Raw genomic sequence first — 20,917 nt, 5'->3', positions numbered from 1 at the left:
CTCCCCACCCTCGTACGGGCTTTCACATCGCGTGGGGCACCGTAGCCACCTGATCTTCGTTTATCCACACCCAGGACAAAGTTCGCGCCAGTGCGGTCATAGCTATTGGCGCGCCGCGAAAAGAGGTCTAGCTTTCACGGCGCTGTTGCTGTGTCCGATGGGGAGTGGGTGAGCACATGCGGCGGTTACCGCATCACAAGCCGTTGCCCGTACGAGAGTTCGGCGCGGGAAGAAGCAAACGAAGCAGACGAAGCAGACGCGGCCGGGTCTGGGCCGCCGGGATCGCCGGGACGGCGCTGGCAGCGGGGTTGCTCAGCGGCCCCGCCGCAAGCGCCTACACGGACCCCGGCAACGGGCGCATGACAACGATGTCCATCCAGTCGCCGCCCGGCGGCGCGAATGTCCGGGTGCTGGTCTTCTACGGTTCGGCGGCCGGCGGCGACGCGTCGCCGACCGTCGACGCGGGTATCGCGGCGATCGAGAAGATCGGCCTGTCCGGGCCCACCGCCCAGCGGTTCAAGGTCGTGGCGAGCGACGACGCCTCCGTCTTCACGGACGCCGCACGGCTGAGCCGCTTCAACGCGGTGGTCTTCCTGACCGGCGGCGGGGACGTCCTCGACCCCGACCAGGAGGCGGGCCTGGAGAGCTACATGGAGGCGGGCGGCGGTTTCGTCGGCATCCACGACGCGGCCCGCGCCGAGCCGTACTCCGACTGGTTCGGCGGGCTGATCGGCGCCCGCCCCGCCGCTTCCGCGCCCCCGGCCGTGCAGCGCGCGACCGTCGAGGTCGGCGACCGGCAGCACCCGGCGACGAAGGACCTGCCGGTGCAGTGGAAGCGTCCCGACCAGTGGCTGAACTGGGCGAAGAACCCGTCCGGCGACGTGCACACCGTGGCCCGGGTCCGCGAGTCCACGTACAAGCCGGGCGCGGGCGCGAACGGCGCCGACCATCCGGTGTCCTGGTGCCGTGACTACGACGGCGGACGCTCCTTCTACACCGGGATGGGCGGGACCGTCGCCTCGTACGACGAGGTGGACTTCCGCGACCATCTGCGCGGAGCGCTGCTGTGGACGTCGCGGATCGTGCGCGCCGACTGCAAGGCCGCGATCAACGGCAACTACAAGGCCGAGCGTCTGACCGCGCCGAACCAGGCGGGGCAGAGCGACCAGATCGGCGAACCGCACGGGCTCGTGACTGCACCGGACGGGCGCGTCCTGTACATCGGGCGCGGCGGCGGGGACTCCTCGCAGCCGGTGGTGACGGACTGGAACGACCCGGACATCGGCAAGGGCAAGGGTCAGGTCCACGTCTACGACCCGAAGACCGAGAAGGTGACGCTCGCGGGCGAGTTGACCGTCTTCGGCAACAAGGGCGGCGGCGACGAGCTCATCAAGGTCGAGGAGGGCCTGCTCGGGATCGAGCTCGATCCGAAGTTCGAGGAGAACGGGTGGGTGTATCTGCACTACACCCCGCACGCGCAGCTCGACCGCGACAAGCAGATGGCCGAGCGACGCGTCTCGCGCTTCACACTGGACCCCGCGACGAACAAGCTGGACCTGAGCAGCGAAAAGGTACTGCTCAAGTGGCCGGTGCAGGTGCACAGTTGCTGCCACGCAGGCGGCGGGATGGCCTGGGACTCGAAGGGCAATCTCTACATCGCCACGGGTGACAACAACTCCTCCGGGTTCAGCGGCGGCTACTCCGGCAACAACCCGGAGCCGAACTACAAGGGCGTCTCGTTCGCCGACGCCCGCCGCACCGCCGGCAACACCAACAACCTCAACGGCAAGATCCTGCGCATCCACCCGGAGCCCGACGGCACGTACACGCTGCCCGAGGGGAACCTCTTCACCGGCGAGGAGACCGCGGAGGGCGGTGGCAAGACGCGCGGCGAGATCTATGTGATGGGGGTCAGGAACCCCGCACGGATCTCCGTCGACAGGAAGACCGACACGCTCTACGCGGGCTGGGTCGGGCCGGACGCCGGTGAGCCGTCGACGACCTGGGGCCCCGCCAAGTACGACACGTTCGCGGTGATCACCAAGGCGTCGAACCGCGGCTGGCCGTACTGCATGGGCAACAAGCAGCCCTACCGCGACCGCGGTCTGCCCGATCCGAGCAAGCCGCTGGGCTGGTACGACTGCGACCACCCGAAGAACGAGTCGCCGAACAACGACGGACTGGTCAACCTGCCGCCGGTCACCGGGAACAACGTCTGGTACTCCCCGCAGGGCGGCGCCCCCGACTATCCGCGCGACGCGAACGGCGTCCCCTCGTACAAGAAGGAGGAGGCGACCTATCTGCTGCCGTGGCTCAAGGGCGGCGGGCAGGCCGCGATGGACGGGCCCGTGTACCGCTACGACGCCGCGGTGCCGAACGCGGACAAGTGGCCGAGCTACTGGGACGGCAAGTGGTTCATCGGTGACTTCTACGACTCCGACCAGCCGCGGCACGCGGTCCTGACCGACCCGAAGACGCACGGCGATGGCTCCGTGCCGGTGCACGCCGAGTCGCTGAAGAAGATCGTGCCGATCGGCAACGACGGCATCAAGAACCTCATGGACTGGAAGTTCGGTCCCGACGGCGCGCTGTACGTCCTCGACTACGGGCGCGGCTTCTTCACCTCCGACAGCAAGTCGGCGCTGTGGAAGGTCACGTACACGGGCGGCGCGGCGACCCCGGCGGCCGATCAGCTGGCCAGGAAGGGAGAGCGACGATGACGGACCGGCGCGGGCGAAGACTGTGGACGGCGCTGTTCGCCGCCCTGCTGATGTGCCTCGGGCTCGTCGGCACGACGTCGACGGCGTACGGAAGGCCCGACGACGCCCGACAGGCGGCGGCCGAGCAGGTGTTGACCTGGACGGCGGGCGACGACATCACCAAGTACGGGTCCGCGCCCGCGACGGCGGTCGCGGGCAGGGCGACGATCGTGTTCGAGAACAGCGCGGCGACCGGGAACACGACGGGCATGCCGCACACGCTGACCTTCGACGTGTCGGACCCCGAGTACAACAACGACGTGCCGCTGAACATCCTGGCCAACCCCAACGACGACCAGGGCGGCAAGCACTCCGTCGAGGTCACGCTCTCCCCCGGGCGCTACCGCTACCACTGCACGATCCCGGGCCACAGCAGCATGCAGGGCATCCTCGTGGTGACGGACGGCGGCGGCGGTGACGACACCACCGCGCCCGAGACCTCCGCGAAGGCGGAGGGGTCGACGAACGCGGACGGCGCGTTCGTCGGCTCCGCCTCGCTGACCGTGTCCGCGACCGACGCCGGGTCGGGCGTGGACCGGATCGAGTACGCCCTCGACGGCGGCGCGTACACGCCGTACACGGCGCCGGTCGTCGTGAACCAGGTCGGCGCGCACACCCTGAAGTACAAGGCGACCGACAAGGCGGGCAACACCGCCGAGGAGAAGTCGCTCGCCTTCACCGTGGTCGCGCCGCCGACGGACGACTCGACGCCGCCGGAGACCTCGGCGACGGTCAGCGGCGAGAAGGACGCGAACGGCGCGTACGTCGGCATGGCCACGGTGACGGTCTCAGCGTCGGACACCGGCTCCGGGGTCAACACGGTGGAGTACGCGATCGGCGCCGACGGCGCCTGGCAGCCGTACACCGCGCCCGTCATGGTCCACGAGCCGGGCGAGCACACGGTGCGCTACCGGGCGGCGGACAAGGCCGGCAACCAGGCGGCCGAGAAGTCCGTCTCGTTCAAGGTCGTCGAGCCGCCGGCCGAGGACACGACGCCGCCGACGGTGTCGCTGGCGGTCGCGGGTGAGAAGAACTCCGACGGCGCGTACATCGGCGACGCGAAGCTGACGCTGACGGCCACGGACGACGACTCGGGCGTCGACAAGGTCGAGTACTCGCTGGACGGCGGCCCCTATCTCGCCTACACGGAACCCGTGGTGGTGGACCGGGTGGGCGCTCACTCGGTCACGTACCGGGCGAGCGACAAGGCGGGGAACGCGTCGCCGGCGCAGACCTTCGTCTTCGCGGTCGCCTCGGGCGGCGGGGTGCCGGCGCCGAACTGCCCGGAGTACGACGAGCGTTCCACCGTGTTCGTCGGCACGGTCGACACGGGCGTGCCGAACCGGGTCACCGAGAACCGGTGCCGGATCAACGAGTTGATCGAGGACGAGAAGGAGTGGACCTCGCAGGCCCTCTTCCTCAAGCACGTGAAGACGGTCACCGACGCGCTCCTGAAGCAGGGCGTCGTCGACCAGCGCGAGTACAACAAGATCAACCGGGCGGCGAAGCAGTCCGGGATCGGCAAGCCGGGGCAGACCGAGGGCTACCGGAAGATCCTCGACGGCACCGAGGAGTCGTTCGCGCGCTGGGAGCAGGTCGGTGGCGGGAAGTTCGCGCTCAACGCGGACGGCTCGATCACCAGCCGCACCGACGTCCAGGGCATGGGCATGCTGTGGTTCCCGGAGCGCAAGTACGGCGACTTCTCGCTGAAGCTCCAGTGGCGTGACGACGCCCCGGGCACCGGCAACGCCAACGGCGGTGTCTTCGTCCGCTTCCCGTGGGTGCACGACCACCCCGAGGAGTCGCGCCCGGAGTGGGTCGCCATCAAGTACGGGCACGAACTGCAGGTGCTCGACCGGCCGGACGGCGACATGTACAAGACCGGTTCGGTCTACGGCTTCGACCGGGTCGGGCTCGCGGGCGCGGGCGTCACCCAGAAGGGCACGTGGAACGACTACGAGATCAAGGTGGTGGACCAGCACTACTCGGTGTACCGCAACGGCGTGCTGATCAACGAGTTCGACAACACGGGCGGTCAGGTCTTCGAGCCGCCGCGCTCGGACGACCCGGGCACCGACGGCCGGCGCTACGCCTCCGGCTACCTCGGTCTCCAGGTCCACAGCACGACGGACGTCATCTCGTACCGCGACATCCGGATCAAGGAGCTGTAAGTCCCGTCCGTCTCAGGTGAGTTCGAGCCGGGTCAGTCCTCGTGTCTGGCCCGGCTCGGCTGTACTCGCTTGGGCTCGCCCGGCATCTTCGGGTACTCGGGCGGGTACGGCAGGTCGCCGAGGCCGCGGTCCTTCGCGTCCTTGTCGGCGAGTTCGAGCAGCGCCTCCAGCGAGTACCGCTCCTCGTCCATGCGGGCGTGCACGTCGCCGACCTCGGCGTACCGCTTGGGCATGGTCATGATGTCGAAGTCGCGCGGCAGCGCGTCGCCCACCTCGTCCCAGGTGAGCGGGGCGGAGACGGGGGCGTTGGGGCGGGCCCGGATCGAGTAGGCGGAGGCGATGGTGCGGTCGCGGGCCGTCTGGTTGAAGTCGACGAAGATCCGCTCGCCGCGCTCCTCCTTCCACCAGGCGGTGGTGACGTGGTCCGGCATCCTGCGCTCCAGCTCCCGGCCGCAGGCGATGGCGGCGCGGCGCACCTCGACGAAGGTCCAGCGCGGCTCGATCGGCACGAACACGTGCAGGCCGCGCCCCCCGGAGGTCTTGGGCCAGCCGCGCAGCCCGCCGAAGTCGTGGAGCACGGCGCGCAGTTCGCGGGCCGCGTGCACGGCGTCGCCGTACTCGGTGCCCGGCTGCGGGTCGAGGTCGATGCGCAGTTCGTCGGGGTGGTCGGGGTGGTCGCGGCGCACGGGCCACGGGTGGAAGGTGAGCGTGCCGTACTGGGCGGCCCACAGGACGGCGGCCTGCTCGGTGGGGCACATCTCGTCGGCGGTGCGGCCCGAGGGGAAGGTGATGGTGGCGGTGGGGATCCAGTCGGGCATGTTCTTGGGGGCGCGCTTCTGGTAGAAGTGCTCGCCCCCCAGGCCCTCGGGGTAGCGCTCCAGGGTGGTGGGGCGGTCGCGCAGGGCGCGCAGGATGCCGTCGCCGACGGCGAGGAAGTAGTTGGCGACGTCGAGCTTGCTGTAGCCCGTCGCTCCCCCGTCGGGGAAGTAGACCTTGTCGGGGCTGGACAGACGCACCGTCCGTCCGCCCGCCTCCAGCTCGACCGCCGCACCCTTGCTGCCCATGCGCCCACGCTAGGCCCAACGGACGAACCCCGCACACCGGGCGTCTTCCGTCCGTACGGGACAGAATCGGGGCATGGATCTTCCCGTCATGCCGCCGGTCCGCCCGATGCTCGCGAAGTCCGCCGCGCGCATCCCCGCGGGGATGCACTACGAGGCGAAGTGGGACGGCTTCCGCGCGATCGTCTTCCGCGACGGTCCCGAGATCGAGGTCACGAGCCGTACCACCAAGTCGCTGACCAGGTACTTTCCCGAGCTGGTGGCGGCGCTCGGGGAGCGGGTGCCCGAGCGGTGCGTGCTCGACGGGGAGATCGTCATCGCGCGGGACGGGCGGCTCGACTTCGACGCGCTGACCGAGCGGATCCACCCGGCCGAGTCCCGGGTGCGGACGCTCGCGGAGCGCACGCCCGCGTCGTTCGTGGCCTTCGACGTGCTGGCGCTCGGGGACGAGTCGCTGGTGGACGCGCCGCTGACCGAGCGCCGGGCACGGCTGGAGGAGGCGCTCGCGGAGGCGGACGCGCCGGTGCATGTGGCGCCGGCGACGACGGACGCGGAGCTGGCGCAGCGCTGGTTCGAGCAGTACGAGGGCGCGGGCCTGGACGGGGTCGTGGCGAAGCCGCTGGATCTGCGGTACCGGCAGGACGAGCGGCTCATGATCAAGGTCAAGCACGAGCGGACGGCGGACTGCGTGGTCGCCGGGTACCGCTTCCACAAGAGCGGCCCGGTCGTCGGCTCGCTGCTGCTCGGCCTGTACGACGACGCGGGCACGCTGCAGCACGTCGGGGTGTGCGCGGCGTTCACGATGAAGCGCCGCACCGAGCTGATCGCCGAGCTGGAGCCGCTGCGGATGGACCCGGCGGACGGGCATCCGTGGGCGGCGTGGGCCGACGAGGCGGCGCAGGAGAAGTCCCGGATGCCGGGGGCGACCAGCCGCTGGACCGGCAAGAAGGACCTGTCGTGGGTACCACTGCGCCCGGAGCGGGTGGCCGAGGTGGCGTACGAGCACATGGAGAACGGGGCGCGCTTCCGGCACACGGCCCGCTTCCGGCGCTGGCGTCCGGACCGCGCGCCGGAGAGCTGTACGTACGCACAGCTGGACGAGCCGATGTCGTTCGACCTGGCGGACGTGCTGCGCTGAGCGGCGGGCGGTCTCGGACTTCGACGGCCGGGGTCTTGCGGGGCCACTGAGCCCGGAACGGCCGGGGCCGCCGGTCACCCCTTCCCGGGCAGCCGCCGAGCCCGGGCGGCCACGGGTCCCGGTCGCCGGATCCTGGGCAGTCCCCGAGGGCGAGCGGTCACGAGTCCCGGTCACCGAATCCCGGGGGGCCTCCGAGGGCGGACGGCCACGAGTCCCGGTCACCGAATCCCGGGCAGATCCCGCGCCCGAGCGGCCACGGGTCCCGGTCGCCGGATCCCGGGCAGTCCCCGAAGACGGGTGGTCACGGGTCTCGATCGCCGAATCCTGGGGGCCTCCGAGGGCGGACGGCCACGAGACCCGGTCACCGGATCCCGGGCGGCCTCCGAGGGCGGACGGCCACGGGTCCCGGTCGCCGGATCCCGGGCAGGTCCCGCGCCCGCGCGGCGACGAGTCCGGTCCCGCAGCTCTGTCTCTGGTTTCGGCCAACCGCGGACTCCTGTCACGCACGGGTCTTCCGGGCCCCGCGGGACGCCCCTATGCTCCTGCGCCCGTCGAGGCTTACCGCCGGTAAGCCCGGGGCGACGAGGGGGACGCGGGCATGGCGGCGACACGGCGTGGGTTCATGGCGGGGACGGGGGCGGCGGCCGCGGGACTCGCGCTCTCGGGGGCGGCGGCCCCGGCGACGGCGGCGGGCGCGGACGTCGCGCCGGGTGGTGCGGTGGCGGTGCTCGGCGGCGGGGTCGCGGGGCTGACCGCCGCGCACGAGCTGGCCGAGCGCGGGTTCGCGGTGACGGTGTACGAGCGCCGGGCGCTCGGCTGCAAGGCCCGCAGCATGGACGTGCCGGACAGTGCGCGGGGGACGCGCAGACCGCTGCCGGGCGAGCACGGCTTCCGGTTCATCCCGGGGATCTATCACAACCTGCCGGACACCATGCGCCGCATCCCGTTCCCCGGCAACGCGAACGGTGTCTGGGACAACCTCGTCGCCCCGCCCGAGATGATGTTCGCCCGCACCGGCCGCGAGGACATCCGGCTGCCGCTGCCCTGGCCCGGACACCAGCCGGCCGAGCTGGACCTGGACGACGTCCGGCGCGCGCTGACCGCCGTCTTCGAGACCGCCGTGCACCTGCCGGTGTCCGAGACCGCGTACTTCGTGAACCGGATCCTCGTCTTTCTGACCAGCTGCGACGAGCGCCGCGACGACCAGTGGGAGCGCACGCCGTGGTGGAACTTCACCCGGGCCGGCCAGATGTCGAAGGACTACCAGCGCATCCTCGCGGTCGGTGTCACCCGGAACATCGTGGCGACCAAGGCCGAGGAGGCGAGCACCCGCACGGTGGCCACGCTCCTGGAGGCGTTCGCGTTCAACGCGTTGGGCCGCGGCGCGGACGGCCCGCTCGACCGGATCCTCGACGCCCCGACGAACGAGGCGTGGATCGACCCCTGGGAGGAGCATCTCCGGTCGCTCGGCGTCGAGTTCCGCGTCGGCTGGACCGTACGGGAACTCGCGTACGCGGACGGGCTGATCACCAGGGCGGTCGTCGAGGACCCGGACGGCGTACGGTGTGACGTGACCGCCGACCACTACGTGCAGGCGATGCCGGTGGAGCACGCGCGGGCCACCTGGGGTACGCAACTCAAGGCGGCGGAACCGCAGTTGGCGGCCTGCGACCTGCTGGAGACGGACTGGATGACCGGCATCCAGTTCTATCTGACCGAACGGCCCGACCTGCTCGACGGGCACCTCAACTGCATCGACTCCCCCTGGTCGTTGACGGCGATCGCGCAGGCCCAGCACTGGCCGGACCGGGACTTCCCGGCGGACTACGGGGACGGGGTCGCCGTCGACTGTCTGTCCGTGGACATCTCGGAGTGGGACCGGCCGGGGATCCTGTACGGGAAGACGGCCAAGCAGTGCACGCGGGAGGAGGTCGCCAAGGAGGTGTGGGCGCAGCTCAAGGCCGCGCTGAACGACACGGGCCGCACTCCGCTGAAGGACAGCACCCTGCACGCCTGGTTCCTCGATCCGGGGGTCGACGGGCTCGGCACCCCGAACCCCACCAATGCCGACCAGCTCCTCATCCACCCGACCGGCACCCTCCACCACCGCCCCTCGGCCCGCACGGCGATCCCGAACCTCTACCTCGCGGGCGACTACGTGGCCGTGCCGATCGACCTCGCGACGATGGAGGGCGCCAACACGTCCGCGCGGCTCGCAGTGAACGCGCTCCTCGACCGGAGCGGCTCGGCCGCCGCTCGCTGCACCGTGCGGGCCCTGCACCGCGAGCCCGCGCTCGAACTCCTCAAGCGGCACGACCGCACCCGCTACCGGCTGGGCCTGCGCAACGCCCTCGACCTGGGATGACGGGCCCCTCCGGCGGGTATGAGCCGGGCGTGGACGCACTGCGCAGACGCGTCGCCCTCGTGGCGGGACTGCTCGCGGCGCTGCTCGCGGCCTGTACCCCCGGCGGGACGCCGCCCGACGGGGGCGACTCGTCGGGGCCGGCGCCGGGCGGCGCCTCCGTGCTCGCCGTCAAGATCGACAACGTGGGGGCGGCGCGGCCGCAGACCGGGATCGAGAACGCGGACGTGGTGTACGCGGAGCGGGTCGAGGGCGGGCTGAGCCGGCTCATGGCCGTGTACGGGACGCGGGTGCCCGGGGTCGTGGGGCCGGTGCGCAGCGCCCGCGAGACCGATCTCGAACTGCTCGGGCAGTTCTCGCGGCCGACGCTCGCGTTCTCGGGTGCGCAGCGGGCGCTGCTTCCGGAGATTGCGGCTGCGCCGCTGCGAGCAGTGACGCCGGACTCGGCGGGCGGCGCCTTCTCTCGCGGCGCCGACCGGCCCGCACCGCACAATCTGTATCTGCGGCCCGGGAAGCTCGGGCACCCGGTCTCCGGCACGAACGCGGGCACGCTCGCCGGGTTCACCTTCGCGTCGCGGGCCCCCGAGGGCGGGAGCCCGCTGTCGCACCGCACGGTGCGCTTCCCCGCGGCCCGCTTCGACTTCACCTGGTCCGCGCGGCAGCATCGCTGGCTGGTCTCGATGGACGGCCGCCCGGCGACCACGACGTCCGGCACCCGTCTCACGGCGGCCACGGTCGTCGTCCAGTACGTGGACATCCACGACTCCCGCCTCCACGACAAGCTCGGCAACGCGTCCCCCGTGTCCCGCACGGTGGGCTCCGGCCGGGCGGAGGTCCTCCGCGACGCCCGCGCCTACCCGGCCCACTGGACCCGCCCGACCCCCACTTCCCCCACCCACGTCACACCCCCCAAGAACACCACCCCGCTCCCCTTCGCGACGGGCCCGGTCTGGGTCCTGCTCGCGCAGGCGCCGGGTACGGGTGGGGGGCGGGACTGATTCGGCGCCCCTGGGGGCGCACGGAGTGCGCCTTCAGGGGCGCGGGGAACTGCGCGAGCAACCACGACGACGCGGCACCCGGCGACGAACCTCAACCCCTACGGCGGTGACGCACTGGCCGAGGCCCACTGAATCGCGCCCCCGGCGCCGGGGTTCCGCCTTGCCCACCCGTGCCGCCCCAGGCGGCAGACTGCCCAAGGCTGGGAAGACCGAACGGGTACCCCGAGCGGAAGGCAGGGCGCCGGGCCGACGCCCCCGGAGGGGGCGGGTGGGCGGGAAGGGGCTGGGGCCCATGGTCCCGCAACAAGGCGCGGGCGAGCCTGCCCTGGCAACGAGGGCGCGGGCGTTCCGCGACAGGGCTCGGGGCGTCCCCTGGCCCCGTAGAGCAAAGGCGCGGGCCCAAGTCGGCTCCCGGTTCCGGCGGAGCCGTCGCGCTACCTCAGGCCACGCCCCGTCTCCAGAACCTCCCGCGCCCGGGCCGCGAGGCCGTCCGCCCCGCAGGAACGGGCCAGGGTCAGCCCCTTGTTGAGCTCGGTGAGGGAGCGGGCGGCGATGCCGTACTCGACGCGGGCCAGGGCGTGCTCGTAGGCGCAGGGCGACGCCTCCAGATACGTCACGGCCTTCGCGTAGAGGTTGAGCTGGGCCTGCCCCGTCTCCAGCGCGGCGGCACACCGCAGGGCCTCGCCGATCGCGGTGTCCGTGCCGAAGCGCTCGGCCTGCACCCGGGCCTCCCCGGCCAGTTCGGCGGCACGGCGCGGGTCGGTGAGGGCCAGGGCGCGGGCGAGGTCACAGGCCCAGGGCGCCATGATCGTGTTGTGCCCGCCACGGGCGATGGAGGCCTTCGCTGCGGCCTCCAGTTCACTGATCCCCGCGTCGATGTCACCGGTCGCGAGGAGCAGCCGCCCCCGTACGGAGTGCGCGTCGGGCAGGACGAGCGTGGACGGGTAGGGCGGCCCGAAGGAGTACCGCTCCGCGATCTCCAGCGCCTCGTCGGCCTTGCCGCGGGCCAGCAGCGTGTCGATGAGGATGCAGGCCGCGTCCCAGTGCATGGGCAGCCCCGTGCCGACCCGGTCCGCGAGCCGCAGCGACTCCCGCAGGAACGCCTCGGCCTCGGTGAGCCGGCCGCGCCTGCGGTGCACGAAGCCCACGAAGGCCTGCGCGAGAGCGAGATGGCCGCCGCTCCAGCCGGCCGTCTCGTAGGCGCGGACGGCCTCGGTGAACAGGCTCTCGGCGCGGTCGAGCCGGTCGGACATCACGTACGAGTTGCCGAGCATGATGAGGACCTCGAAGCCCCATTCGGGGTCGGTCCAGCCGAGCCCCGGGGCGAGCCGCCCGTTGACGAGGGCGCGGTCGCAGCGCTCGACGACCTCCTCCGCGTTCTCCCCGCGGGTCATCGCGTCGAAGGCGCGCAGGATGAGCAGCACGCGCTCCGGATTGGCGCGGCCCGGGAGCCGGTCGGCGAGGGCGGCGAGGTTGCGGGAGCGCCCCGGGGAGTCCTCCTCCCCCGCGTGGATGCCCTCCCACATGAAGTGGACAGCCTGGAGGCGCAGCCGTGCCGGGCCCGGGTCGAGCAGTTCGGCCTCGCCGTCGATGAGCCGGAGGGCGTCCTCCAACTGGTCGTTGTGGACGAGCGCCTGGGACAGCCGGCACACCGCGTCGACGCGGCGGTCGCCGACAAGCCCGGGGGTCGCGTCGAGGGCCGCCTCCAGGTGCCTGACGGTCGTCGCGGGCGAGGTCAGGAGGGTCGCGCAGCCCAGTTCGTAGAGCACCTCGGGGCGGGTCTCGGGCAGCGGCGGCTCCTGCAGCGCGCGCTCCAGACAGCGGCGCGCCGCGTCGGGCGCGCCGACGGCGAGGTGCTCGCGGGCGGCGGCGCGCATCTGCTCGACGAGCTCGGGGTCGTCGTCGGGGTGGACCTCGAGGAGGTGCCGGGAGGCGGCGGCGGGGCCGTGCCCGGAAGCGGTGACGGCCCAGGCGGCCTGGCCGTGCATGGCGGTGCGGGTGGCCGGCGGGATCGCGTCGTAGACGGCGGAGGCGATCAGCGGGTGGACGAACTCCAGGGTGCCGACGTCCCCGTAGGTGGCGTCGGTGAGGATGCGGGCGGCGAGGAGCCGCTCGGCGCAGCGGCCGGCCTGCTCCGGGTTCATCCCGGCGAGGAGCGCGGCGAGTCCGGGCTCGATGCGGGTGCCGAGGATGGCGGCGGCCCAGGCGAAGCGGGTGGCGTCGACGCCGAGTCCTTCGAGCCGGTCGACGAGGCCGCGGCCGCGCGCCGCCTTGTTGAGCGCGCGCAGCTCGGCGGCGGAGCCTTCTTCGGGGGCGAGGTCGCTGTCCTGCACCTTGGCGAGCAGCTCGACCGTCTCGTACGGGTTTCCGCCGGTGACGGCCCAGACCTCGCGGCAGAACGGGTCGTCGGCGTGGGCGCCGAGCGTGGCGCGGGTCAGTCCCGCTGTGGCGTCGGGGGTGAGGGCGCGCAGGCTGGTGGTGCCGGGCCGGGCGGCGTCGCCGACGGCGTCGAGGCAGGCGGCGGCCTGGGCGTCCTCGGGGTCGCGCTGGGCGACGACGACGAGGACGGGCAGGTCGTCGAGGCGCTCGGCGAACGCGGCGAGCCATTCCAGGGTCTCGAGGTCGGCCCAGTGGGCGTCGTCGACGAGCAGCACCAGGGGCCAGTGCAGGCGGGCGAGCCGGGAGCTCGCCGCGACGAGACCGTCGCGCACACCCTGGGGGTCTGCCTGACGTCCCGTCGGCTCGGCTATCCCGAGCGCCGGTCCGGCGATGTCGTACCAGTCGCCGAAGTACTCGCGGGCCTCATCCTCGGTGAGGGCGAGCAGCGCGGGCTGCAGCAGCTGGCGCACGACGTTGAACGGGACGGAGGTGACCGTCTCGCCGCCGCGTGCGGACCAGACGGTGGCGCGGCCCGCGGCCATCGCCTCGACCCGAGCGAGCAGGGCCGTCTTGCCGATGCCCGCCTCTCCCTTGTAGACGACGAGGCTGCCGGACGAGGCGGCGTCGCCGCACAGGTCGTCAAGTGCCCTCGCGGCGACGTCGAGTTCGGATTCCCGCTCCCACAGCGGCGGGCCTGAGGAGGCGGCGTCGGCGTGCCGTCCCTGAGTCATCCCGCACCCTCCCGGTGTCGTGCGCTTCGATCGATCGGCGTACTGCTGTCGAGACTAGTGGGCGCCGGCCTGCTGTGAAGGGGGGTCTTCGCAGCCCGTGGCGAACACGCGTGCCGATCGGTAACGATCCCGATCGCAATGCGGACCCTCTCATCACCTTTTCAGGCACGCCTCATACTGTTCCGTCCATGACCTCGCAGACTCCCGCAGGCTGGTACCCCGATCCCGGCCAGGTCCAGGGCGGCCCGCGCACCGAACGCTGGTGGGACGGCGGCCGCTGGACGGACCAGACCCGACCCGCCACGACGGCGCCGCCGCTCCCGCCGCAGCCGGCCGGGCAGGCGCCCGCGCAGCCCGCCCCGCCCGCGTACCTGGCGCAGCAGCCGACGACCCCGGGGACGCTTCCGGCGTACGGTCACCATCCGGGATATCCGGGGCAGTTGCCGCCGAAGCCGCGCAGCGGGGCACGTGTCGCGATCGCCGCGGTCGTGGCGGTGGTGGTGCTCGCGGGCATCGGCGGCGGTGTGTACGCGCTGACCGCGGGCGACGACGGCTCGGACAGCGTGGCGCAGTCGAAGGAGTCTCCAGAGCCGGAGCCGCCGGGGACCGACGGCGGCAACAGCGGGGGCGGCGGCGGCACGTCCCCGTCGCCGGACGACGGGCAGCAGAGCCCGCGGGCGCCGCTCGACAAGGGTTTCGCCACCGATGTCGCGAACGGGATCGCGCTGCCGGTGCTCGACGGCTGGACCGGCGCCGACGGCGCGGGCACAGCCGGCGTGACGACGGGCCCGTACCCGTGCCCGGACGACACGACGAAGAAGTGCGTGCGGGGCGGGGCGTCGACCGCTTCGGCGAAGGACCTGAAGCTGGACGCGAAGACGGCGGAGGCGGCGGCGAAGGAGGACATCCTCAAGAACGCGCAGGCCTCCTACGGCGGCAAGACGTACGGCGGCCTCCTGAACCACGACGAGCTGGTGTCGGAGAAGGTCACGGTCGCCGGGCAGCAGGGCTACCGGGTCCGCTGGAACGTGGACACCAAGTCGTCGCTGGACGCGTGGGTGGAGTCGGTCGCGTTCCCGTCGCCGTACGACCCGAAGAAGCTCGTCGTGGTGCGGATAGGCGTCGACATCCCGAAGACCGCGAAGGAGAAGGACGAGGGGCCGGACGACACCGCGATCGACGGGATCGTGAAGGGCATCAAGGAGGCCCGGGTCACGAGCGGCGGCGCGGGCGGCACCGGCGAGAACGTCTGACGGGCCCCGGCCCTCGCGAAAGCACACAGGGGCCGGGCGGGCTCCCCTCCGCTCAGTGGAGGAGCCCGCCCGGCCCGGGGGTGCGCGCCGCCCCCGTCCCCACGGTGCGGCGCGGGCAGACCGCCGGCCGGTCATCCCTGCGGCCGGCGGTCTCCCGATCAGGTGGCCTGTTCCGGAACGGTCAGGCCGAGTCCCGGGACGAGCACGTCCGTCACGAAGCGGACGAGATACTCCGCGTCGGCGTCGCGCCCTTCCAGGACGGGTCGGCTGCGCATGACTCCGAAGAGCTGCGCACCCAGGTAGGGCAGCATCGGGTGGCCGGCGTCGATCTCGCCGCGCGCCACGGCCCGCTCGACCATCTCCGCGATCGACGCGAGCTCCGGCTCGACGAGCGCCTCGCGCAGCGCGGCCTTCAGCTCGTCGTCCTGGAGGGCGGCGTGCCCGAGGGCCTGCATCAGCGCGGTGTCCCGCTTTCCCTGGCCCGCCGCGTTGCGCGCGGCGACGATCAGGTCGCCGGCCAGTGAGCCGGTGTCGGCGGAGAAGAACTTGACGCAGCGTCCCGCCCGCAGCGCGGCCGCGACCATCTGCGGCTTCGTCTTCCACTGCCGGTAGAGCGTGGACTTGCTGCAACAGGCCTGGGCGGCGACGCCCTCCATGGTGAAGGCGTCGTAGCCGTGCTCGCGCAGCTGGTCGAGGACCGCGTCGTAGAGCTCCTGCGCCCGCTCGGGCGAGATCTTGGAACGGCGCGAGCTGGTGGGTCCGCCGCTGGTGGCCCGTTCTCGCGTCGTCATGACTCTGCTCTCCTCGCCCGGTCGCGGTGGTGGCGGCCTCTGCTGCCGACATGTCGATGAGATCACATCAGCTATCGATACGCCAGTGTACCGGTACGCCGTCGTATCGGTACACTGGCGTATCGGTACGCGGACGTATCGCACAACTCATTCGTCACGAAAAGAGGCCGGGGGATGACTTCCCTTACCGAGCCTGCCGAACCGGAGCCGGACCCTCGCGCTTCCCGACCGCCCCTGGTCCGCGAGCTCCTCCTGGTCGTAGGGCTCTTCCTCGTCTACAAGTTCGGACGGCAGCTGGCCAACGGCCACACCGCCGAGGCCTTCCACAACGCCGACCGCGTGTGGAGCCTCGAGCGCGCCCTCCATCTGCCGGGCGAGGGGAGCGTCCAGGGCGTGCTGCTCGACAGCGACACGCTGGTGCACCTCGCGAACGTCTACTACGCGACCGTGCACTTCCCGGCGACCCTGGCGTTCCTGGTCTTCCTCTACCTGCGCCGCCCGCGCCACTACGTGTGGTCGCGCCGCGTGCTGGCCGTCCTGACGGCGGCGGCGCTCGTGCTGCACCTCTCGTTCCCGCTGGCCCCGCCCCGGATGCTGCCGGCCGCGCACCTCGTGGACACCGCGCAGGTCTTCGGGCCCTCGGTCTACGCGGCGCGCCCGGACACCGACACGATGGCCAACCAGTTCGCGGCCATGCCCTCGCTGCACTTCGGCTGGGCCCTGATGGTCGCGATCGGCCTCATCGCCGCGACCCGCTCGCGCCGGCGCTGGCTCTGGCTGCTGCACCCGCTGCTGACCCTGCTCGTGGTCGTCGGCACGGCGAACCACTACTGGCTCGACGCCCTCGTGGCCACGGCCCTGCTCGCGGTCGCGCTGGCCGCACTGCGCATGCCGGCCGCGGTCACCGCGCCACGGCTGCGCCGCCACCTGCTGCCCGCCCCGGCCCACCCGGCGGTCCCGGCCGGCCCCCACGGGCCCGGCAGCCCGGCGCCCTGGTCCGCGCACGCCGCGTTCCGCACCCCGCCCGACGCGCTGACCGCCGCCCAGATCCTGGACCGGGCCCGGATCCCGGTCCAGGTCACGGCCGGCTCGGCCTCTGCGGCCACCACTCCCCCGCCCGTCCCGACAGGAGCCCGCCGATGAGCGCCACCCTGCTCGCCGTCGCCCTCTCGCTCGTCTCCGCCGTGGCCTACGCGGCGGCGGCCGTGGCCCAGGAGCGGCTCGCGGCCCGCACCGCGGACGCCGGCGCCGGCGTGTGGCGGCTGCTCGGCACCGGTTCCTGGTGGTGGTCGGTGTCGCTCAACGCGTCGGCGGCGCTGCTGCACGTGGCCGCGCTCAAGTTCGGGCCGCTCACCCTCGTGCAGCCGCTCGGCGCGCTCACGCTCGTCGCGGCCGTGCCGCTGGGCGCCCGGCTCGCCGGGCGGCGGGTCACCGCGGGCGAATGGCGCGGCACGGCCCTGACCCTCGCCGGTCTGGCGGCGCTGCTGGTGACGGCGACGGGCCCGGCGCCCGACGACACGCTCGCGCTGCCCGAGGCGCTCGCGGTGGCGGGGGCGACGGCTGCGCTCATCGGCTTCCTGGCCCGGCGCGGGGCCCGGCCCGGGCTGCGGCACGCCACGGCCTCCGGCCTCGCCTCGGGGGTGGCGTCCGCGCTGACCCAGACCGTGACGGTCGCGGCGACGGACCGCTCGGGTCCGGCGCTCGACGCGCGGGTGATCGTGGTGGCGCTGCTCGTGGCGGCGTTCGCGGCGGGCGGCCTCCTGCTGTCGCAGACCGCGTATCAGGGCGGGCTCGGCGCGCCGCTGGCGATGGTGACCCTGTCGAACCCGGTCGCGGCGGCGCTCATCGGGCTCTCGCTCCTGGGCGAGCGGCTGCAGGGCGGGATCGCGGGTCTCGCGCTCGCGCTGGCCGGTGCGGTGCTCGCGGCCCGGGGCGTGGTCCTGCTGACCCGCTCGGCGGCACCGACGGCGCCGGATCCCGTGCCCACGGGGCCCGAGCCGGACGGGGCGCTGGCCGCGGTCGTGCCGCTGCCGGTCCGGGCCGAGCCCGAACCGGTCGTGCTTCAGGCGTCCTGATCGTCCGGCCGGGTCTTCCCGGCCGGACCGTCAGGCGGAGCCGGTCATCCGAAGCCGCGCGAGTCCTGCTTGAGCGCCGTGTCGACGGTCAGCGCCGTCGCCACGACCAGGCTGAGCAGCGGCTCGGGCAGCTGGAAGTGGATCTGCAGGACGTAGTTGTCCGCCGTGGTGAACATCGTCTTGGCGAGGCCCTCCCACGTCTTCGTGATCCGCGCGACCTCCTGGTCGGCGTGGTCCACGATCGCGAAGTTCCAGGCCCGCCAGTTCTCCGCCTTGATCGCGCCGACCTGCTGGCCGTTCACCATCATGCCGAAGTTGATCTTGCCGATGACGTTCTGCTGGACGATCTCGCCGACCGGCGAACCGTCCGGGCGCTCGACGATCACCCGGGACTTCATGAACTTCGCGGGGCGCGTGAGGATCAGCTGCGGCTGCCCGTAGGCGTCGCGGATCTCCAGCTTGTGGGTCATGAACTGGTCGACGCTGGACACGAAGCGCAGCGCCTTCTTCAGGCTACTCTGGCCGATCTCGGTGACCGTGCCGAGCGGGCGGCCCTGCTGGTCCATGACGCTGTACTCGTTGGTGAGCTCGATCAGCTTGGCCTTCTGGTTCACGACCAGGACCGGCTCGGTGAACAGCGAGCCGCCGCCCTGCGCGCTCGGCGCGACACCGGCCTGCTGCTGCACCTGGTGCTGGACCCGGGCCGCGTCGGCGTGCTGCTGCGCCTGCGCGCCGAAGGCCTGCTGCTGAGGCGCCTGCTGCGGCTGGCCGCCGTAGGCCTGCTGGGACTGCCCGCCGTACGGCTGCTGCTGCGGCTGACCGCCGTAAGGCTGCTGCTGCGGCTGGGCCTGGGGCTGAGCCGCCTGAGGCTGGGGCTGGGCCTGCTGCGGCTGCGCCTGCGACGGGGCCTGCTGCTGCGGGACCTGGGCCGCCGCGTGCGTGTGCTCGGTCCACTGGGAACCGTCCCACCACCGCAGCGTCTGGGGAGTCCCCTGGGGGTCCGGGTACCAGCCAGCGGGGGTGTTCGATTGCGTCGTCACCGGGGCACACTATCGCGCCGCCCCATGGACCGGACCAGGCCGCACACATGTGATGTGTGCCCCTCCGGTCCCGTCGGCACCGGAGGGGCACAGGGCTGTCACACGGTGGCGATGGCCGGGTCGCTCACGCCCGCCGTGCCGTTCTCCACGTGCCCGGCGAGCCGGCGCAGATAGCCGCTGACGCCCTCGGCGACGATCGTCAGGTCGTACCAGCGCCGGGTGCCCGAGAGGTCGACGGTCCGCTGGAGCGAGCCGCCCGCGGGCACGGTGTGGGTCTGCGCGCCGCCGCCGTACGCGTTGGTGACCGTCAGCCGGACCGCGGCCGCCGTCGGGTTGGTCAGGGTCAGGTCCAGGTTGCCGGTGCCCCCGTTGTGGCGGGCGGTCACCTCGGGGCCCGCGACCTTGTTGTCGCCCTTGAAGGCGCGCAGGAACCCGTTCGGGCCGTGCACGGTCAGGTCGTAGGCGCCCTTGGAGTAGTACGAGTTCCAGCTGTCCGAGATCGACTTGCCGGCCTCGGCCGTGTACGTCCAGGGGCCGTCGGTGCGGTTCTGGGAGCGGATCTGGAAGGCGGCGCCCGCGCGGTCGCCGCCGCTGAGGGTCAGCTTGTACTTGCCGGTCGCGAGGTCGGCGGCGCCGTCCACGTACGGGGCGTAGGCGAGCGGGCGGCTGCGGCGGGAGCCCGCCTCCTGGCGGGGCAGGGAGCCCTGCGCGGGCGGCTTGGGAACGTAGCTGGGGTGCCGGTCGCGGTCCGGCGGAAGGTAGCCCGCCGTGTCGGGCAGCTGGGCCGGGTCGGTCACCTTCAGGGAGAAGTCGAAGGCGGAGGTGAGGTCGCCGCAGATGGCACGGCGCCACGGGGAGATGTTGGTCTCCTGCACCCCGAACCGCTGCTCCATGAACCGCAGGATCGAGGTGTGGTCGAAGGTCTCCGAGCACACGTATCCGCCCGTGGACCAGGGCGACACGACGATCATCGGCACGCGCTGGCCGAGCCCGTAGGGTCCGGCGGCCCGGGTGATGCTGCCCGGGTAGTAGTCCAGCTTGGTGTCGACGGTGGACAGGCCCTGGCTCGCGGAGGACGGCGGGTACGGCGGCACGACGTGGTCGAAGTAGCCGTCGTTCTCGTCGTACGTGACGAACAGGGCCGTCCTGCTCCACACCTCGGGGTTGGAGGTGAGCGCATCGAGAACCTGCGATATGTACCAAGCCCCGTAGTTGGCAGGCCAGTTGGGGTGCTCCGAGAAGGCCTCGGGGGCGGCGATCCAGGAGATCTTCGGCAGCGTCCCGGCCTTGACGTCGGCCTTGAGGATGTCGAAGTAGCCGTCGCCCGCCTTGGCGTTCGTGCCGGTGCGGGCCTTGTCGTAGAGCGGGTCGCCGGGCTTGGCGTTGCGGAAGTTGTTGAAGTACAGCAGCGAGTTGTCGCCGTAGTTGCCCCGGTAGGCGTCGTTGATCCAGCCCCAGCTGCCGGCGGCGTCGAGCCCGTCGCCGATGTCCTGGTAGACCTTCCAGGAGATCCCGGCCTTCTCGAGCCGCTCGGCGTACGTGGTCCAGCCGTAGCCCGCCTCCTCGTTGCCCAGGACGGGGCCGCCGCCGGTGCCGTCGTTGCCGACGTAACCGCTGAGCATGTAGTAGCGGTTGGGGTCGGTCGCGCCCATGAACGAGCAGTGGTAGTCGTCGCAGACGGTGAACTTGTCGGCGAGGGCGTGATGGAAGGGGATGTCCTCGCGGGTCAGGTACGCCATCGTGCCGGTGCCCTTGGCGGCGATCCAGTTGTCGTAGCGGCCGTTCGCGAACGCGCTGTGCCCGCCCGCCCAGTCGTGGTCGAGGCCCGCGATGAACTGCATGCCGAGGTCGGCCGCGTCCGGGTGGTACGGCAGCGTCTCCTTGCCGAGGCTCGACTGGTTCCAGACCGGTTTGCCGCTGGGCAGGGTGACCGGACGCGGGTCACCGAAGCCGCGGACCCCCTTCATGGTGCCGAAGTAGTGGTCGAAGGAGCGGTTCTCCTGCATGAGCACCACGATGTGCTCGATGTCCTGGACGGTGCCGCTGCGGCGGGCCGCGGGGATGGCGGCGGCCCGCTCGATGGAGCCGGACAGGGCCGTGTAGGCGGCGGTGGCTCCGGCGATCTGCAGGAAGCGGCGCCGGTTCAGTTCGGTCATGGG

General features: G+C 72.4%; 13 protein-coding genes. 8 read left to right on the top strand and 5 right to left on the bottom strand.

The annotated features are described in order from the left end of the window. Positions 1-176 precede the first annotated feature (176 nt). Together ACIBTU_RS15210 and ACIBTU_RS15205 are read left to right on the top strand one after the other, a co-directional pair. On the top strand, positions 177-2,720 hold the full coding sequence (locus tag ACIBTU_RS15210) for a ThuA domain-containing protein (protein ID WP_399126558.1): 2,544 nt from the start codon (positions 177-179) through the stop codon (positions 2,718-2,720). Next, a complete protein-coding gene (locus tag ACIBTU_RS15205) occupies positions 2,717-4,930 on the top strand; it encodes an OmpL47-type beta-barrel domain-containing protein (RefSeq protein ID WP_399126557.1) in 2,214 nt (737 codons plus the stop codon). The genes ACIBTU_RS15210 and ACIBTU_RS15205 overlap by 4 nt, the downstream gene beginning before the upstream one ends. 32 nt (positions 4,931-4,962) lie before the next feature. Here the strand turns inward: ACIBTU_RS15205 and ligD are convergent, their stop codons facing one another. After that, positions 4,963-5,994, bottom strand: a complete 1,032-nt coding sequence (gene ligD / locus ACIBTU_RS15200) for a non-homologous end-joining DNA ligase (protein ID WP_399126556.1) — start codon at positions 5,992-5,994, stop codon at positions 4,963-4,965. A 73-nt stretch (positions 5,995-6,067) separates the two neighbouring features. On the opposite strand from ligD, the gene ACIBTU_RS15195 reads away from it, so the two are divergent. The 3 genes from ACIBTU_RS15195 (at position 6,068) to ACIBTU_RS15185 (ending at position 10,489) form a co-directional block, all read left to right on the top strand. Next, positions 6,068-7,129, top strand: a complete 1,062-nt coding sequence (locus ACIBTU_RS15195) for an ATP-dependent DNA ligase (protein WP_399126555.1) — start codon at positions 6,068-6,070, stop codon at positions 7,127-7,129. A gap of 598 nt (positions 7,130-7,727) precedes the next feature. Beyond that, positions 7,728-9,494 (top strand): FAD-dependent oxidoreductase, encoded by a 1,767-nt coding sequence (locus tag ACIBTU_RS15190; protein WP_399126553.1) that lies wholly within the window; start codon positions 7,728-7,730, stop codon positions 9,492-9,494. Continuing rightward, complete coding sequence (locus ACIBTU_RS15185; RefSeq protein WP_399126552.1) at positions 9,491-10,489, top strand: DUF3048 domain-containing protein; 999 nt, start codon at positions 9,491-9,493, stop codon at positions 10,487-10,489. Before ACIBTU_RS15190 ends, ACIBTU_RS15185 begins: the two co-directional genes overlap by 4 nt. Before the next feature lie 434 nt (positions 10,490-10,923). Here the strand turns inward: ACIBTU_RS15185 and ACIBTU_RS15180 are convergent, their stop codons facing one another. After that, entirely contained in the window at positions 10,924-13,599 is a 2,676-nt protein-coding gene (locus tag ACIBTU_RS15180; RefSeq protein WP_399126551.1) for an ATP-binding protein, read from the bottom strand. A gap of 188 nt (positions 13,600-13,787) precedes the next feature. Between ACIBTU_RS15180 and ACIBTU_RS15175 the strand changes: the two genes are divergently transcribed. Next, positions 13,788-14,852 carry a DUF2510 domain-containing protein gene (locus tag ACIBTU_RS15175; protein WP_399126550.1) on the top strand — a complete coding sequence of 355 codons (1,065 nt, stop codon included), beginning with the start codon at positions 13,788-13,790 and terminating at the stop codon, positions 14,850-14,852. Positions 14,853-15,010: 158 nt separating this feature from the next. Here ACIBTU_RS15175 and ACIBTU_RS15170 read toward each other — a convergent pair whose 3' ends face one another. Beyond that, the gene (locus tag ACIBTU_RS15170; RefSeq protein WP_399126549.1) at positions 15,011-15,643 is read right to left on the bottom strand and encodes a TetR/AcrR family transcriptional regulator; all 633 of its coding nucleotides are present in this window, start codon (positions 15,641-15,643) and stop codon (positions 15,011-15,013) included. A 174-nt stretch (positions 15,644-15,817) separates the two neighbouring features. Between ACIBTU_RS15170 and ACIBTU_RS15165 the strand changes: the two genes are divergently transcribed. Further along, entirely contained in the window at positions 15,818-16,786 is a 969-nt protein-coding gene (locus ACIBTU_RS15165; protein WP_399126548.1) for a phosphatase PAP2 family protein, read from the top strand. Next, on the top strand, positions 16,783-17,718 hold the full coding sequence (locus ACIBTU_RS15160) for a hypothetical protein (protein ID WP_399126547.1): 936 nt from the start codon (positions 16,783-16,785) through the stop codon (positions 17,716-17,718). Before ACIBTU_RS15165 ends, ACIBTU_RS15160 begins: the two co-directional genes overlap by 4 nt. A 44-nt stretch (positions 17,719-17,762) precedes the next feature. Here ACIBTU_RS15160 and ACIBTU_RS15155 read toward each other — a convergent pair whose 3' ends face one another. Then, positions 17,763-18,758: a phospholipid scramblase-related protein gene (locus ACIBTU_RS15155; RefSeq protein ID WP_399126546.1), complete on the bottom strand. Its 996-nt coding sequence runs from the start codon at positions 18,756-18,758 to the stop codon at positions 17,763-17,765. 98 nt (positions 18,759-18,856) lie between these two features. Next, positions 18,857-20,914 carry a phosphocholine-specific phospholipase C gene (locus ACIBTU_RS15150; RefSeq protein WP_399126545.1) on the bottom strand — a complete coding sequence of 686 codons (2,058 nt, stop codon included), beginning with the start codon at positions 20,912-20,914 and terminating at the stop codon, positions 18,857-18,859. Positions 20,915-20,917: the final 3 nt, after the last annotated feature.

Origin of the sequence: Streptomyces sp. NPDC050145, assembly GCF_044460245.1 — a bacterium.
Taxonomy (GTDB): Bacteria; Actinomycetota; Actinomycetes; order Streptomycetales; family Streptomycetaceae; genus Streptomyces.
The sequence above is the reverse complement of the archived record's forward strand: the minus strand, read 5'-3'. Positions and strand labels throughout refer to the sequence as shown.